Annotated in this window: 12 protein-coding genes; 9 read left to right on the top strand and 3 right to left on the bottom strand. The window is 58.4% G+C overall.

Annotated elements, in window-relative coordinates; translation table 11 throughout:
• Positions 1-177: 177 nt before the first annotated feature.
• The 5 genes from HEQ17_RS08735 (at position 178) to HEQ17_RS08715 (ending at position 5,149) form a co-directional block, all read left to right on the top strand.
• A complete protein-coding gene (locus tag HEQ17_RS08735) occupies positions 178-1,014 on the top strand; it encodes a FadR/GntR family transcriptional regulator (protein WP_296292383.1) in 837 nt (278 codons plus the stop codon).
• The gene (locus HEQ17_RS08730) at positions 998-1,549 is read left to right on the top strand and encodes a TRAP transporter small permease (protein WP_296292382.1); all 552 of its coding nucleotides are present in this window, start codon (positions 998-1,000) and stop codon (positions 1,547-1,549) included. The genes HEQ17_RS08735 and HEQ17_RS08730 overlap by 17 nt, the downstream gene beginning before the upstream one ends.
• Positions 1,546-2,844 (top strand): TRAP transporter large permease subunit, encoded by a 1,299-nt coding sequence (locus HEQ17_RS08725; protein ID WP_296292381.1) that lies wholly within the window; start codon positions 1,546-1,548, stop codon positions 2,842-2,844. Before HEQ17_RS08730 ends, HEQ17_RS08725 begins: the two co-directional genes overlap by 4 nt.
• Positions 2,845-2,884: 40 nt before the next feature.
• The gene (locus HEQ17_RS08720; RefSeq protein WP_296292380.1) at positions 2,885-3,892 is read left to right on the top strand and encodes a TRAP transporter substrate-binding protein; all 1,008 of its coding nucleotides are present in this window, start codon (positions 2,885-2,887) and stop codon (positions 3,890-3,892) included.
• A 66-nt stretch (positions 3,893-3,958) separates the two neighbouring features.
• Positions 3,959-5,149 (top strand): mandelate racemase/muconate lactonizing enzyme family protein, encoded by a 1,191-nt coding sequence (locus HEQ17_RS08715; protein ID WP_296292379.1) that lies wholly within the window; start codon positions 3,959-3,961, stop codon positions 5,147-5,149.
• 48 nt (positions 5,150-5,197) lie between these two features.
• Here HEQ17_RS08715 and HEQ17_RS08710 read toward each other — a convergent pair whose 3' ends face one another.
• Entirely contained in the window at positions 5,198-5,947 is a 750-nt protein-coding gene (locus HEQ17_RS08710; protein WP_296292378.1) for an SDR family oxidoreductase, read from the bottom strand.
• A 145-nt stretch (positions 5,948-6,092) separates the two neighbouring features.
• Positions 6,093-6,635 carry a gluconokinase gene (locus tag HEQ17_RS08705; RefSeq protein ID WP_296292377.1) on the bottom strand — a complete coding sequence of 181 codons (543 nt, stop codon included), beginning with the start codon at positions 6,633-6,635 and terminating at the stop codon, positions 6,093-6,095.
• A gap of 304 nt (positions 6,636-6,939) precedes the next feature.
• Here HEQ17_RS08705 and HEQ17_RS08700 point away from each other — a divergent pair, with 304 nt between their 5' ends.
• Positions 6,940-7,323, top strand: a complete 384-nt coding sequence (locus HEQ17_RS08700) for a hypothetical protein (protein ID WP_296292376.1) — start codon at positions 6,940-6,942, stop codon at positions 7,321-7,323.
• Between the two features lie 65 nt (positions 7,324-7,388).
• Here the strand turns inward: HEQ17_RS08700 and HEQ17_RS08695 are convergent, their stop codons facing one another.
• Positions 7,389-9,191, bottom strand: a complete 1,803-nt coding sequence (locus HEQ17_RS08695) for a DEAD/DEAH box helicase (protein ID WP_296292375.1) — start codon at positions 9,189-9,191, stop codon at positions 7,389-7,391.
• A 338-nt stretch (positions 9,192-9,529) separates the two neighbouring features.
• Between HEQ17_RS08695 and HEQ17_RS08690 the strand changes: the two genes are divergently transcribed.
• From HEQ17_RS08690 to HEQ17_RS08680, 3 genes are all read left to right on the top strand, one after another.
• Complete coding sequence (locus tag HEQ17_RS08690) at positions 9,530-10,537, top strand: tripartite tricarboxylate transporter substrate binding protein (RefSeq protein ID WP_296292374.1); 1,008 nt, start codon at positions 9,530-9,532, stop codon at positions 10,535-10,537.
• A gap of 192 nt (positions 10,538-10,729) precedes the next feature.
• The gene (locus tag HEQ17_RS08685; RefSeq protein WP_296292373.1) at positions 10,730-13,543 is read left to right on the top strand and encodes a type I restriction-modification enzyme R subunit C-terminal domain-containing protein; all 2,814 of its coding nucleotides are present in this window, start codon (positions 10,730-10,732) and stop codon (positions 13,541-13,543) included.
• Positions 13,540-14,838, top strand: a complete 1,299-nt coding sequence (locus HEQ17_RS08680) for a restriction endonuclease subunit S (protein ID WP_296292372.1) — start codon at positions 13,540-13,542, stop codon at positions 14,836-14,838. The genes HEQ17_RS08685 and HEQ17_RS08680 overlap by 4 nt, the downstream gene beginning before the upstream one ends.
• The last annotated feature ends 13 nt before the right edge of the window (positions 14,839-14,851 follow it).

The following is a 14,851-nucleotide window of genomic DNA, read 5'->3' as shown; positions in this document are numbered from 1 at the left end:
GGGTCAAAAAGCCAAATATGCAGAAATACTATCGTATGACGATTAAAAAGCAAGAGGATCTTGTAAAAACAATGACACGCAGGAAAACCCTATGTGGATAAATAAATTCACTAGGGTTTACCAGAGTGGCGAAGGGCATCTCAATCATCATATGATAAGTCTATTGCCAACATTGCCATGACCAAAAATTTTCACAAACGCACCCTCGACTTGTTGGGTCACGCCATCCTGTCAGGTCGTTATACGGTTGGGGCCAGTTTGCCGCCCGAACCGTTGCTTTGCGAAGAGTTTGGCGTCAGCCGCACCGTGGTGCGCGAGGTCATCAAATCCTTGGTGGCCAAAGGTTTGTTGTCCACTGGTCCCAAGGTTGGTACGCGTGTGCTGCCAGATGCCGACTGGAACTGGTTTGACCCCGATGTCGTTTCCTGGCAAGCCCAATGCGGCTTGACACCTGGTTTTTTAAGAGACTTGCAAGAGCTTCGCCGCGTGGTGGAGCCTGCCGCTGTGCGTTTGGCTGCTGAGCGGGCCACGTCTGAAGACATTGCTGTGATTGAAGCTGCTTATTCCGGCATGAAAAAAGCAGTGGAAGAGGGCGGTGATTACGTGACGCACGACATGCGTTTTCACCAAGGCTTGCTACAGGCTTCACACAACCGCATGCTGGTGCAAATGAGCAAGGCCCTGAACGCATTGCTGCGGACCAGTTTTGAAATTTCCACCCGCATTAAGGATGGTCCGAAAAATTCGTTGCCGTTGCACCGTGCAGTGCTCAATGCGGTGATTGCCCGCGATCCGGTTAAGGCCGAGCGGGCCATCATGGTCTTGATTGAAGGGGCCAAAGACGACATTGACTTGGTGCTGTCCTCGCGCAAAAAATTACCCACGGTGTCTGGCATGGCCACACCCATCAAGACCCAAGCAAAACGGACACCAGTCAAAACAAAAGGATTCTCCAAAGTCATGAGCAAAATCAAAAATCCAAAATCAGGGGCGGCACTTGCGAAAAATCATTGATCCCTTTTTTAAGCTCCTTGAGTTCCTGGTCGTGGCCTGCCTGGTGGCCATGGTCATCATGGTTTTTGGCAACGTGGTGCTGCGCTACGGTTTCAACTCGGGCATTTCCATCTCGGACGAGATGTCGCGCTACTGCTTCATTTGGCTGACCTACATCGGGGCCATGGTGGCCATGCGCGAGAAGGGCCATTTGGGCGTGGACACGCTGGTGCGGCGCTTGCCCTTGGGCGGCAAAAAACTGTGCTTTTTCTTGAGTGAGGCGATGATGCTCGGCTGCAACATGCTGTTCTTTTGGGGCACTTGGAAAATGCACGATCTGCAAGTGACCAATATTTCGGTGGTGGTGGGCATTTCCATGATCTGGATTTATGGCATTGGGTATGTCACGGCCGCTGTCATGGGCATCATGAACGTGCACAAGTTGTTCCAATTGTTGACTGGACAATTGGCTGAGGCGGATCTGGTGCTGGTGGTCGAGTCGGAAGACAAAGTGGTCCTTGCCGAGATCGAGCCTGAAGTGCGAGGCCGCGCATGACCATCGCTGTTTTTGTCTTCAGCTTGCTGGGGGTCATGGCCCTGGGCATGCCCATTGCCTACGCCTTGCTGGTGTGCGGCTTGAGCCTGATGGCCTACATGGCCAGCAACGGCATGATCAACGCGTTTGACAGCCAAATCTTGGCGCAGCGTTTTGTGGACGGTGCGGACAATTTCCCCTTGCTCGCGGTGCCGTTTTTCTTGTTGGCCGGAGAGTTCATGAACGCGGGCGGATTGAGCCGCCGCATCGTGAATTTGGCCATGGCCTGGGTTGGCCATTTCCGTGGGGGCTTGGGTTACGTCGCCGTCATGGCCGCCGTGATCATGGCTTCGCTCTCGGGTTCAGCCGTGGCCGACACGGCGGCATTGGCGGCCTTGCTGATCCCGATGATGAAGCGGGCGGGCTACAACGTGGGCCGCTCGGCCGGATTGATCGCCTCGGGCGGCATCATCGCGCCGGTGATTCCGCCTTCCATTGGCTTCATCATCTTCGGTGTGGCCGCCAACGTGTCCATCACCAAATTGTTCTTGGCGGGCATCGTGCCGGGCCTTTTGATGGGCGTGGCGATTGGCTTGACGTGGTGGTGGGTGGCCAAGCGCGAAAACGTGCAGCCGGGACCGCGCATGAATCTGTCTGAGAAACTGAAAGCCACGCGTGAAGGCATCCTGGCGCTGGGTTTGCCGGTGTTCATCATCGGCGGTATGAAATTTGGCGTGTTCACCCCCACCGAGGCGGCCGTGGTGGCTTCGGTCTACAGCTTTGTGGTGGGCGCTTTCATTTACCGCGAATTGCAATGGTCCAAGCTCTACAGCCTGATTTTGGCAGCTGGCAAGACCACATCGGTGATCATGTTTTTGGTGGCAGCGGCCATGGTCAGCGCCTGGCTCATCACCGTGGCCAACATCCCGGCCGAAGTGGCCCGCATGATGGAGCCGCTGATGGGCAACAAGACCTTGCTCATGGTGGTGTTGATGCTCTTGGTCATTGTGGTGGGCACTGCGCTGGACTTCACGCCCACGGTGCTGATTCTCACGCCGGTGCTGATGCCCTTGGTCAAGCAAGCGGGCATTGACCCGGTTTATTTTGGCGTATTGTTCATCATGAACAACGCCATTGGTTTGATCACCCCACCCGTGGGCACCGTGCTCAATGTGGTTTGCGGTGTGGCCAAGATCAACATGGATACCGCGTTCAGGGGTGTCATGCCATTCTTGCTGGCACAGTTGGGTGTGTTGGCCTTGTTGATCGCTTTCCCGGCCATCGTCATCGAGCCGATGAAGTGGATGCTGAGATGATTTCTTAACCCTGTGTGTATTTTTTTAAAAGGAGACAGTCATGTTGAAACGCAGAAATCTGGTAGCCCTGATCGCGGGCACTTTCCTGGTGGCATCGAGCGCCATGGCGCAGTTTGCCGACCGCAACATCAAGTTCACCAATGGTGTGAACGAAGATCACCCGGTGGGCGTGGGCGTCAAGAAAATGCAAGAAGTCCTGGCGGCCAAAACTGGCGGCAAGATGAAGATCACCGCCTTTTGGGGCGGTGCTGCGGGCGGCGACTTGCCCGCCACTCAGGCCTTGCGTGCAGGCACCCAAGAGATGGTGTGCACCTCCAGCTCGCCTTTGGTGGGCATTGTCAAGGAGTTGGGCGTGTTTGACCTGCCTTTCCTGTTTGCCAACGAAAAAGAAGCCGACGCCGTGCTGGATGGCGCAGCCGGCAGGTATTTCAATGCCAAACTCGAAGCCGCAGGCCTGGTGAACCTGGCGTATTGGGAAAACGGTTTCCGTAATCTCACCAACAGCAAGCGTCCGGTCACCAAGCTGGAAGACTTCGATGGCGTGAAAGTTCGCGTCATGCAAAACAACATCTTCCTCGACACCTTCAGGACGCTGGGCACCAATGCCGTGCCCATGGCCTTTGGTGAGGTGTTCACCGCCTTGGAAACCAAGACCATCGACGGTCAGGAAAATCCTTTCGTGACCATTGAGACCTCCAAGTTCAATGAGGTGCAGAGGTTCCTGAGTGTCACGCGCCATGCCTATACGCCATTCCTGATTCTCTACAGCAAGAAGCTGTGGGACCAACTCAACCCACAAGAGCAAGCTGTTTTGCGTGAAGCCGCCATGGAAGGCCAAAAAGTCCAACGTGCTGCTAACCGTGCGCTGAATGAAAGGTCTCTGGCTTCGCTCAAAACCAAGGGCATGCAGGTCAACGAGGTGAGCGCTGCCGAGCAAAACCGCATCCGCGCCAGGGTGGCTTCGGTGTACGACAAACACAAGGACTCGATTGGTCCTGACGCCATCAAGGTGGTGCAAGACGAGCTTCGGAAAGCGCGCGGCGGCTGATGCGCAGCCTTCGGCCCCACAGTGCAACACTGTGGGGCTTTTTTAATGTCCGATTTTTGAGTCGCCATGAAAATCACGCAACTCGAAACCATCCTCTTGGGTGAATTTCCCAACATCATCTGGGTGCGCCTGCACACCGACGAGGGCCTGGTGGGCCTGGGCGAAACTTTCATGGGGGCGCAAGCAGTCGAGGCCTATTTGCACGAGTGGGTGGCCCCCAAGTTGGTGGGGCAAGATCCGCTGGCCATCGAGTCGCGCCAGCGCGACATCACGGGCTACTTGGGCTGGCGCGGGTCTGGTGTGGAGACACGCGGCAACTCGGCGGTGGACATTGCGCTGTGGGACATTTTTGGCAAGGCCGCTGGCATGCCGGTCTACACCGCCTTGGGTGGCAAGAGTCGCGACGACATCCGCGTGTACAACACCTGCGCGGGTTACCAGTACATCCGCAGCAACGTCAACCAGACCAGCAGCAACTGGGGGCTGGGCAACAACGCAGGGCCTTACGAAGACCTGCAGGGCTTTTTGCACCGCGCCGACGAGGTGGCCGAATCGCTTTTGAGCGAGGGCATTACCGGCATGAAGATCTGGCCTTTTGATGTGGCCGCAGAAAAGTCGCACGGCCAGTACATCAGCCCGCAAGACCTGAACACCGCGCTGGAGCCTTTCCGCAAAATCAGGAATGCGGTGGGCGACAAGATGGACATCATGGTCGAGTTCCACAGTCTGTGGCGCTTGCCCATGGCCCAAAAGATTTCATGCGCCTTGCAAGAGTTCGACACCTTTTGGCACGAAGACGCGATCCGCATGGACAGCCTCGACTTGCTCAAGCAGTACGCAGTGGACTGCAAAGCCTTGATTTGTGCCAGTGAAACGCTGAGCTACAAATGGGGATTCAAGGACTATTTGCAAACTGGTGTGGCAGGTGTGGCCATGCTCGACTTGAGTTGGTGCGGCGGCCTGACCGAGGCCCGCAAGATTGCTGCCATGGCCGACGCCTGGCAACTGCCCGTAGCCCCGCACGACTGCACCGGGCCGGTGGTGTGGGCAGCGTCCACACACTTGTCGCTGCACGCGCCCAATGCGCTCATTCAGGAAAGCGTGCGGGCCTTTTACAGCGGTTGGTACAAGGAGTTGGTGACCGAGTTACCGCAGGTGAAGAACGGCATGATCAGCTTGAACGACAAGCCGGGCTTGGGGCTGGAGTTGCTGCCTGATCTGCACAAGCGGGCTGATGCCGTGGTGCGTGTGAGCTGATGGAAAAAGGGGACCTGCGTGGCCCCCTTTTACATGGGTCTTGAAAAATCAACCGCGTCCGACAAACGGCATATTGGTCGCCATCACGGTGGTGAACAAAATATTGGCCGACAGGGGCAGGCGGGCCATGGTCAGGAAGGTCTCGACCACGGCGCTCATGTCCATGCGCGGCTCGGCTTTGATGCTCAGGTCGGCTTGGTGCACGCCCGAGGCCATTTTGAGCGTCATGTCCGAGGCCACGTTGCCAATGTCGATTTGGCCCACGGCGATGCTGTACGGGCGGCCATCCAATGAGGCCGCCCGGGTCAGGCCCGAGATGGCGTGTTTGGTGGCGGTGTAGGCAATCGAGCCGGGGCGTGGCACATGTGCCGAAATCGAACCGTTGTTGATGATGCGGCCGCCTTGCGGGCTTTGCTCTTGCATCAGCTTGAAGGCATACGACAAGGTGTAAAAAGCGCCATTCAGGTTGATGTCCACAGCCCTGCGCCATTCGTCTCCCGACAGGTCGCCCGGCAAGGTGTAGGGCAGCGAGATACCGGCGTTGTTGAACACCAGATCGAGGCGACCAAAGCGCGAACGGATCTGCTCGAACAAGGCCTTGACTTCGGGTTCTTTGGAGAGGTCGGTTGGGATGGCGTGGGCGTGGCCAGCGTTGGGGCCGGCTTCGGCCACTGCAGCGGCCAGTGCGTCGGCACGGCGACCGACCAGGACCACTTGCCAGCCTTCTTTGAGCAGGGCCAGGGCGCAGGCTTTGCCGATGCCGGAGCTGGCACCGGTGACGAGGGCGATTTTGGACATGGTGAGAACTTTCTAGAGAGGTCTGGAAACAGCCAGATTTTCAGGCGTTTTGAAAACAAACCTGTACTTTGAGCGACTGAATCCCGCCAGCGGCCAGCGCCCCGGCGTGGGGCTTTGGCTTCGTGGCGAACAAAGGTGCCCAGGGTCAGGTCCGGGGTGGGCCATGAGCCGTGTGCTGATGGTGCGCCTGCGCCGCAGTCCGTGCCCGTCGCACCAGATCGTCAATTGCTTCGGTGATGGGCAGTTCAATGACATCGGATTCATCCGCCTGCGGTCGCTCAAGAGTGCGAAATTGACTCTCGAGCAAGTCCAATGGCATGTAGTGGTCTTCGCGCTGGCGCATGCGCTGTCGAATCAGCTCAAAGTCACCGTTGAGAAAAATAAAAAACACTTCGCCTGTGTGTGCCCGAATGCGGTCACGGTAGGCGCGCTTGAGGGCCGAGCAGGCGACCACACGGCCGTGGGCTTGGGCCTGGGCCAAATGAGCCCCGATGCGGTCCAGCCAGGGCCAGCGGTCGCTGTCTTGCAGGGGAATCCCGACGCGCATTTTCTCTACACTGTCGGGCAGGTGCAGGTCGTCTCCATCGACCATCTCCAAGCCCAGGACTTGACTCAAAGCCCTCGCCAGGGTGGTCTTGCCGCATCCGGAGACACCCATCACGATCAGACGCAAAGGCGGGGTCTTCATGCCGACTTGTCGATCGCCATGGCGGTGCAAAGCGTTTGCAGGGCGTCTGGATAAAAAGGGTGCAGTTGGGCTACAGCCAGCAGAACGGTTGGGGGCATTGATTTTCCTGACGGGTGAATGACGGGGCAGTGGTGTTCGGCAATCAGAGTCCTGTTTGAGGGCTTGCGTTTACCCAAACTTGCGACTGTCCTTGGTGTGATCATCACATCATTGTGGCCCGATTTTCTGCTGATTAGCCCTGTTGGGGTGTTGGCTCGGTGACAATGTCCGCCTGATCATCCCGATGCCTTTGGCTAAAGACCTCATGACCGCACTGACAAAAGTCATTTTGTTCACCGACACCGATGGCCGCGCCCGTTTCAGGGACGCGTTCGTTCCCTTGACCGAGGGCACGCCCCAAAGCCAGTTGTCGGCGCTGATGGCTGCAACAGGATGCCAGTTGCGACAAAGCCCGGTGGGTTTTTGCAGCTCATTTCATTGCACCGGCCACCCGCAGTGGTTGTTTGTGTTGAGTGGACAGATGGAGATTTTTTTGCAGGACGGCAGCTCGCGCGTTTTTGGTCCGGGCGAGTTTTTTTATTCGGCCGACACTTTGCCCGAAGGCGTCATTTTTGACCCCGCTGTGCACGGTCACTGGAGCCGCCAAGTGGGCCCCGATCCTCTGGTGACTTTGTTCGTGCGTGACTGATTTGCATGCACACAAGAAAAGAGCCCGACTGTGCGGGCTCTTTTCAGTTGGGGGCAGTGTGTGGTTCAGCGACCAAAGCCACGGCCACCGCCGCCGTTGCCACCGCGCTTGCCGCCGCCGTAGCCACCACCGCCACCGCCACCGCCACCGCCACCGCCACCGCCACCATGGCGGCGACCGCCGCTGGCCAGGCTGTCGATGCTGGTGCGGGTCGGGTCAGGTTGGCCACTGGTGCGTACGGGCTTGCGGTTGGGCAAGTCCAGGCGTGCAAACTGCGTGGTCTTCAAGGGGTCGATGTGTCGTGGCAACTCGTCGCCATCGCCACGTCGATGGTCCTGACCACCCCCTTGACCAACACGGTTGGGGTTGGGGCCCCGGCCATCGCCACGACCTTCCGGGCGTGGACCGTTGCGCGGGCCGCGACCCTGACCGTCGCCACGGTTTTCAAAGCGACGGCCCTGGCCCTCGCCCTGGCCTTCAAAGCGGCCTTCACCCTGCGGGCCATGGCGGCGCGATGGGCGGTGCTGGCCCTGACCCGGGCCCTCGGCGCGCGGCTGGCGTTGACCCTGGCCGCCACCAGCAGCCTTGTTGTCGCGAATCCGTTGCACCATGTCGCTGCGTGCGGCCTTGGCGGCTGCGGCCATCACATCGCGGCTGGGGGGCTTGCCTGCGCCACCCCACAAGGTCTGGCGACCCATGGCGATGGGCTCGGCCACTTCGCCGGGCTCGGGGCCAAAACCTTCGAGCAACTGAACTGGAATCTCTTGCTTGGTGAAGCGCTCGATGTCCATCATGAAGCCTTCTTCGTCCAGGCACACCAGGCTCACCGCCTCACCGCTGGCGCCTGCGCGGCCTGTTCGGCCAATGCGGTGCACGTAGTCTTCAGACACGTTGGGGATTTCGAAGTTGACGACGTGCGGTAAGTCTTCGATGTCAATGCCGCGTGCAGCAATGTCAGTCGCCACCAAAGCGCGGATGTCGCCGCTTTTGAAGCCCGCCAGCGCTTGCGTGCGGGCAGTTTGGCTTTTGTTGCCGTGCAGGGCCATGGCCTTCACACCGTTTTTGGTCAAGAAGTCGGCCACATTGTTCGCGCCAAACTTGGTGCGCGTGAACACCAGCACCTGGCTCCAGTCGTGCTTTTGGATGATGTGCAGCAGCACGTCTTTTTTCTTGCTGCGGCCCACGGGGTGGATCACTTGCGAGATGCGCTGCACCGTGGTGTTGCTGGGCGTGACCTGGATGCTCTGGGGGTTCTTGAGCAAGTTGGCTGCCAGTTCGCGGATCTCGTCGCTGAAGGTGGCCGAGAACAGCAGGCTTTGCTTGTCTTTGGGCACCAGGGCCAGCACTTTTTTCACGTCATGGATGAAGCCCATGTCCAACATGCGGTCGGCTTCGTCGAGCACCAGAATTTCGATGCTGGACAAGTCCAGGAAGCCCTGGCCTTGCAGGTCGAGCAAACGGCCGGGTGTGGCCACCAAAATGTCCACGCCGCGCTTGATCTTGCTGATTTGCGGGTTCATGCCCACGCCACCAAAAATCACGGTGGAGTCGAGTTGCAAGTATTTGCCATAGTCGCGCACCGACTCTTCGACCTGGGCGGCCAATTCGCGGGTGGGTGTCAGCACCAAAGCGCGGATGGCTTTGCCGCCAAAGCGGTTTTTGCCCGGCTCACTCAGGCTCAACTTGTGCAGCATGGGCAGGGTGAAGGCGGCGGTTTTGCCGGTGCCGGTTTGGGCACCCGCCAATAAGTCTTGTCCAGCCAGAACGGCAGGAATGGCTTGGGCCTGGATGGGGGTGGGGGTGTCGTAGCCGAGCTCGCGCACAGCTTGCATGAGGGCAGGAGCCAGATTCAATTCTTCAAAGTTCATTTTTACAGAGCGCCATGTCCGGCGCGGGTATCGGCTCATTCAACTGCTGTTGGCAGTGTCCAGTGTTGGCCGATAGTTCTTAAGATGGGCATGGAAACCGCAGGCGCTTGTTTTGAGCGTTTCCTGGGTCAGGCCCCAGCAGAAGTGCTGATGTTGCGGCAACTGGAGGCCACAACGGGGTGTATTGTCGCACAAAGCCAAGCAAGCGCATTGCTGCCGCACTGCTTTGGCTGCTCATCGCTGTCCTGTGTGTGTCATGGGTTCAAACCCCAATTCAAAGATGGGCCCCGCGCCTCTAGACTGCCGTCAGCCATTTCAATAACACCCAGGGGAACCCCATGTCCGCTCATACCTCGCCTTCACGCCGCCATTTTTTGTCAGCTTCCACAGCCCTGGCCGTCGGTCTGGCCAGCATGGCCTTGTCGGGGCCAGCCCATGCCCAGACGGCCTCGTGGCCTGCCAAGCCCATCAAAATCGTGGTGGCTTTTCCGCCCGGTGGTTTGACAGATGCCATCGCGCGCAATTACGGTGAATTCCTCAGTGGCCGTTTGGGTGTGCCGGTGGCCATTGAAAACAGGCCAGGTGCGGGCGCCATCATTGGCATTGACGCAGTGGCCAAGTCCCCCGCCGACGGCTACACCTTCGTCATGAGCACATCGGGCACCTTTTGGCAAAACCGCGTTTTGTACGCCAAGTTGCCCTACAACCTGGACAAAGACCTGACCCCGGTCACGGTGTTCCCCTCCGGCCCGCTGGTGGTGGGCATCAATGACAAGATTCCGGCCAAAACCATGGCCGAGTTTGTGGCCTGGGCCAAAAAGAACAACAGCTCTATGGGCACCTATGCCCCGGGTTCTTACCCGCACATGTTGGCCGACCAGACCAACCGACAGCAGGGGACCACGATCCAGTCGGTGCACTACCGGGGTGAAGCGCCCATGTGGCTGGACGTGGCCTCGGGGCAATTGCAAATCGCCGTGGGCAGTTTTCAGGCCTTCAACGCTGTGTCCACCCGGGGCGTGCGCGCCATTGGCGTGACCGGCAGCTACCGCTCGCCCAAGCTGCCCGATGTGCCCACCTTGACCGAACAAGGCAACACCGAAAAGCTGGTCACGCTCGAGGGCGGTTTACCTTTGGTGGCCCCAGCAGGCACGCCTGAAGCCGTGCTCAAACGCATGGCCGATGAAGCAGTGGCCTGGTCCAACACCGACAAAGCCGCCAAGCTGCGCGAAACCTTCGCCATCCCCAACAAGCCCAAAAACCTGGCGGCCACCCGCAAAGACTGGGAGGCCGAAGTGCCCGTCTGGATCAAGCTGGCAGTGGACCTGGGCATCAAGCTCGACTGAAATGAGACGCTGGGTGGCATGGGTGCGTTGCATTTTGTAGGAGCCCACCCCCGTGCGCGAAGACTTGCACACCGATGACCTGAGCCCCAGCCATTGAGGTACAAAGCCCCGGCATTTTTAAAAGTGCCGGGGCTTTGCGCCATTTGGCCCCCTAGAATGGACACCTTGGAATTAAAAATAGCCGCCCGCTGAATGACACCAGAAGCCCGAGCCCGCGTTCAGATCGACCAACTCCTGCAAGCCGCTGGCTGGCACGTTTGCAACATCGACCAAGTCAATCTGCATGCGGCGCAGGGCGTGGCCATCCGCGAGTTCCCGCTCAACACTGGCCACGGCTTTGCCGACTACCTGCTGTATGTGAACGGCAAAGCCTGCGGCGTGATCGAGGCCAAAAAAGAAGGCACCACTCTCAAAGGCGTTGAAGTCCAGTCCGAGCGCTACGCCCAGGGCTTGCCAGTCGCCTTGCCTGCATGGCGCAGGCCGCTGCCGTTTTTGTTTGAATCCACCGGGGTCGAGACCCAATTCACCAACGGGCTGGACCCCCATCCGCGTTCGCGCCGGGTGTTTGCGTTTTTCAGGCCCGAGTTGCTGGCGCAGTGGTTACAAATGGTGCCCTCCGCAGCAGGTCCGTTGGCAGCCAACGATGCGCCCTCCACCTTTTTGGCCCGCATGCGCGACATGCCCCAACTCATCACCCAATGGGGGCAGGGCGGGGCCAACTACCAGCTGTGGCCCGCGCAAATTTTGGCGGTGCAAAACCTCGAACAAAGCCTGGCCGCCAACAAACCCAAAGCCCTCATCCAGATGGCCACGGGCAGCGGCAAAACCTTCACGGCCATCAGCTTCATTTACCGCCTCATCAAGTTTGGCGGTGCGCGGCGCGTGCTGTTTTTGGTGGACCGTGCCAACCTGGGCCGCCAAACCAAAAAAGAGTTTGACCAATACGCCAGCCCCTACAACAGCTACAAGTTTGGCGAAGAGTTCATCGTGCAGCACCTGCAAGGCAACCAGGTGGACACCAGCGCCCGCGTGGTCATCTGCACCATTCAGCGGATGTTCAGTTTGCTCAAAGGCAAAGAGCTGCCGCCCGAGGCCGACGAAGAAAGCACCGAGGGCGCAGAGAGCCTTTTCAAAGACCCCGAGCCCATTGGCTACAACCCGGCCTTTCCCATTGAGCTGTTTGACATCGTGGTGACCGACGAAGCGCACCGCAGCATCTACAACCTGTGGCGGCAAGTGCTGGAGTATTACGACGCTTATCTCGTGGGCCTGACCGCCACGCCCAACAAACAGACCTTTGGTTTCTTCAACCAAAACTTGGTCATGGAATACGGTCACACCCAGGCCGTGGCCGATGGCGTGAACGTGAATTACGACGTGTACCGCATTCAGACCGAAGTGAGCGAGCGCGGCGCCAAGGTCGAAAAAGGTTTTTGGCTGGAAACCGTGGACAAAGCCACCCGCCGCAAAAGCGCTTGGCAGTTGGACGAAGACTTTGAATACGACCCCAACGAGCTGGACCGCAGCGTGCAAACGCCCGACCAGATCCGCAAAGTCATCACCACCTTCCGCGACCGCCTGCACACCGAAATTTTCCCCGGCCGCACCGAGGTGCCCAAGACCCTGATCTTTGCCAAAGACGACAACCACGCCGAGAAGATCGTGGAAATCCTGCGCGAAGAATTTGGCAAGGGCAACGAGTTTGCGCAAAAGATCACCTACAAAACCAGCGGCACCAAGCCCGAGGACTTGATCAGTGCGTTTCGCAACAGCTACTTTCCGCGTGTGGCCGTGACGGTGGACATGATCGCCACCGGCACTGACATCAAGCCAGTGGAGATTGTGGTGTTCATGCGCTCGGTCAAAAGCCGCAGCTTCTTTGAGCAGATGAAAGGCCGTGGCGTGCGCGTGTGCAACCCGGCCGACCTGCAAGCCGTGACGCCCGACGCCAAAGTGAAAGACCACTTTGTGATCGTTGACGCCGTGGGCGTGTGCGAGCGCGACAAAACCGACAGCCGCCCCATGGACACGAAGAAAACCGTGCCCCTGGACAAGCTGCTGCAAGCCGTGAGCCTGGGCAACGTGGAAGATGAAGTGCTGAGCAGCGTGGCCGCCCGCTTGGCCCGGCTGGACAAAGACCTGAGCCCCGCCGACCACGCCAAAGTGCTGGAGGCCAGCGGCGGCAAAAGCCTGCGCGACCTGGCCAGCGGCATTGTGCAGGCCCTGAACGTCGACCCCGACGACCCAACCAATGTCATTCCCGCGTACGCGGGAATCCAGTCTGCTGTGCGCCCCTTTGCCAACCCCGCGCTGCGCAACCTGATATTGCAGCTGCGCCAAAAGGCCGATTTGGTGGTGGACATCGTCACGCAAGACGAGCTGATTCATGCGGGCTTCAGCGAAGCCGCCAGCGAACGCGCCAAAGGCCTGGTGCAAAGCTTTGAAGCATTCATTGCCCAGCACAAAGACGAAATCACCGCGCTGCAAATTTTGTACAACCGCCCCAGCCGCGCCCCGCTGAAATACACCGACGTGAAAGCGCTGGCCGACGCGCTGCACGCCCCGCCGCATTTGATAGACGAAGGCCAGCTGTGGCAAGCCTATGCCGCGCTCAACAAGACCAAGGTGAAAGGCACCAGCCAACGCCGCCTGCTGACCGACTTGGTCAGCCTGGTGCGCTTTGCCATGCAGCAAGACAACGAACTGGTGCCGTATCCTGAGCGGGTGCGGGGCAACTTTGATGCGTGGCTGGCTCAGACGAATCAAGCCCGTGTTTCTGGTCATTCCCGCGAAGGCGGGGATCCATCCCTGCCCCCATTCACCCCCGAACAACTGCACTGGCTAGAAATGATCCGAGACCACATTGCCGCGAACTTAGGCATAGAGCCCGACGACTTTGAATACGCCCCCTTCAACAGCGAAGGCGGCCTGGGCAAAGTGCACCAGCTGTTTGGTGCGGAGTTGGGGCAGGTGATTGAAGCGATGAATCGGGAGTTGGTGGCGTGACCAAATTGCAAGAGCGAATCAAGGGGCTTTTGGGTGATCTGCTGCCGCTGAAATACGGAAAGAGCCTGCCCGCCACTGTACGTGACAGCGCCGGTTCTGTGCCCGTTTATGGCTCCAGTGGTGTTGTCGGCAGTCATTCAGCTGCTTTAACCAATGGCCCCGTGATCATTGTTGGCCGCAAGGGTAATGTCGGTGCCGTGCATTATTCGGCAGTGCCTTGTTGGCCGATTGATACAGCGTATTTCGCTGAGCCACCAATTGGTCACGATCCCCGTTACTACCGATATCTGTTGGATTCATTGGGTCTTGCTCGGCTTGATAAATCGACGGCCATCCCAGGGCTGAGCCGAGACGACTACAACGCAGTCGAAGTCGTGATCCACCCGCCAGAGCAACAGGCGGAGATCGTCGCCGAGATCGAAAAACAGTTCTCCCGCCTCGACGAAGCCGTCGCCAACCTCCAGCGCGTCAAAGCCAACCTCAAACGCTACAAAGCCTCCGTCCTCAAAGCCGCCGTCGAAGGCCGCCTCGTCGAAACCGAAGCCAGCATCGCCCAACGCGAAGGCCGCAGCTACGAAACAGGCGAAAAACTTTTGCAGCGGATTCTTGAAGAACGGCGGGCCAAGTGGGCGCTTAAGAAAAAATATGTTGAGCCCGAAAGCGCTGAATGCCCCATGCTTGAAAGCCTTCCTGAAGGATGGGCAAATGCGACGGTCGAGCAACTTTCACAGCTCGTGGAATACGGCTCGTCTTCAAAAACCTCAGATGACGCAACAGGTATTCCTGTCCTGCGCATGGGCAACATCTTTGAAGGCGAATTGCGATTTGATGACTTGAAGTACCTGCCCAAGGAACATGACGAATTTCCGAAGCTTCTTATGAACGATGGCGACCTTCTGTTCAACCGAACGAATAGCCCTGAGTTGGTAGGGAAGGTTGCCGTCTTTCAAGCAAAGTCGACAAGCTATTCCTTCGCGTCATACCTTATTCGCGTTCGCACAGTGACTGGTGTATTGCCAAACTTCTTAGCCGCGTATATCAATTCAAATTTTGGGAGGCAATGGGTCAAGAGCGTAGTGACACAGCAGGTGGGGCAGGCCAACGTGAACGGTACAAAGCTACAAGCACTTGCAGTTCCATTGCCGCCGCTCGCAGAGCAAACTCGAATCGTTGCTGAACTTGACCGCCATATGACCATCATCCGTGAAGTCGAGTCCGAAGTTGACGTCAACCTCCAGCGTGCACAGGCACTGCGGCAGGCGACTTTGTCGAAAGCTTTTGGAACTGGCCAATAAATAAGGGGATATA

The organism is Limnohabitans sp., from assembly GCF_023910625.1.
Taxonomy (GTDB): Bacteria; Pseudomonadota; Gammaproteobacteria; order Burkholderiales; family Burkholderiaceae_C; genus Limnohabitans_A.
This window is presented reverse-complemented; position numbering and strand designations above follow the sequence as displayed.

Excerpts from the sequence above, each read along its gene's own strand:
- HEQ17_RS08735 (WP_296292383.1), top strand. The coding sequence starts at position 178 with ATGACCAAAAATTTTCACAAACGCACCCTCGACTTGTTGGGTCACGCC.
- HEQ17_RS08725 (WP_296292381.1), top strand. The coding sequence starts at position 1,546 with ATGACCATCGCTGTTTTTGTCTTCAGCTTGCTGGGGGTCATGGCCCTG.
- HEQ17_RS08720 (WP_296292380.1), top strand. The coding sequence starts at position 2,885 with ATGTTGAAACGCAGAAATCTGGTAGCCCTGATCGCGGGCACTTTCCTG.
- HEQ17_RS08715 (WP_296292379.1), top strand. The coding sequence starts at position 3,959 with ATGAAAATCACGCAACTCGAAACCATCCTCTTGGGTGAATTTCCCAAC.
- HEQ17_RS08710 (WP_296292378.1), bottom strand. The coding sequence starts at position 5,947 with ATGTCCAAAATCGCCCTCGTCACCGGTGCCAGCTCCGGCATCGGCAAA.
- HEQ17_RS08705 (WP_296292377.1), bottom strand. The coding sequence starts at position 6,635 with ATGAAGACCCCGCCTTTGCGTCTGATCGTGATGGGTGTCTCCGGATGC.
- HEQ17_RS08700 (WP_296292376.1), top strand. The coding sequence starts at position 6,940 with ATGACCGCACTGACAAAAGTCATTTTGTTCACCGACACCGATGGCCGC.
- HEQ17_RS08695 (WP_296292375.1), bottom strand. The coding sequence starts at position 9,191 with ATGAACTTTGAAGAATTGAATCTGGCTCCTGCCCTCATGCAAGCTGTG.
- HEQ17_RS08690 (WP_296292374.1), top strand. The coding sequence starts at position 9,530 with ATGTCCGCTCATACCTCGCCTTCACGCCGCCATTTTTTGTCAGCTTCC.
- HEQ17_RS08685 (WP_296292373.1), top strand. The coding sequence starts at position 10,730 with ATGACACCAGAAGCCCGAGCCCGCGTTCAGATCGACCAACTCCTGCAA.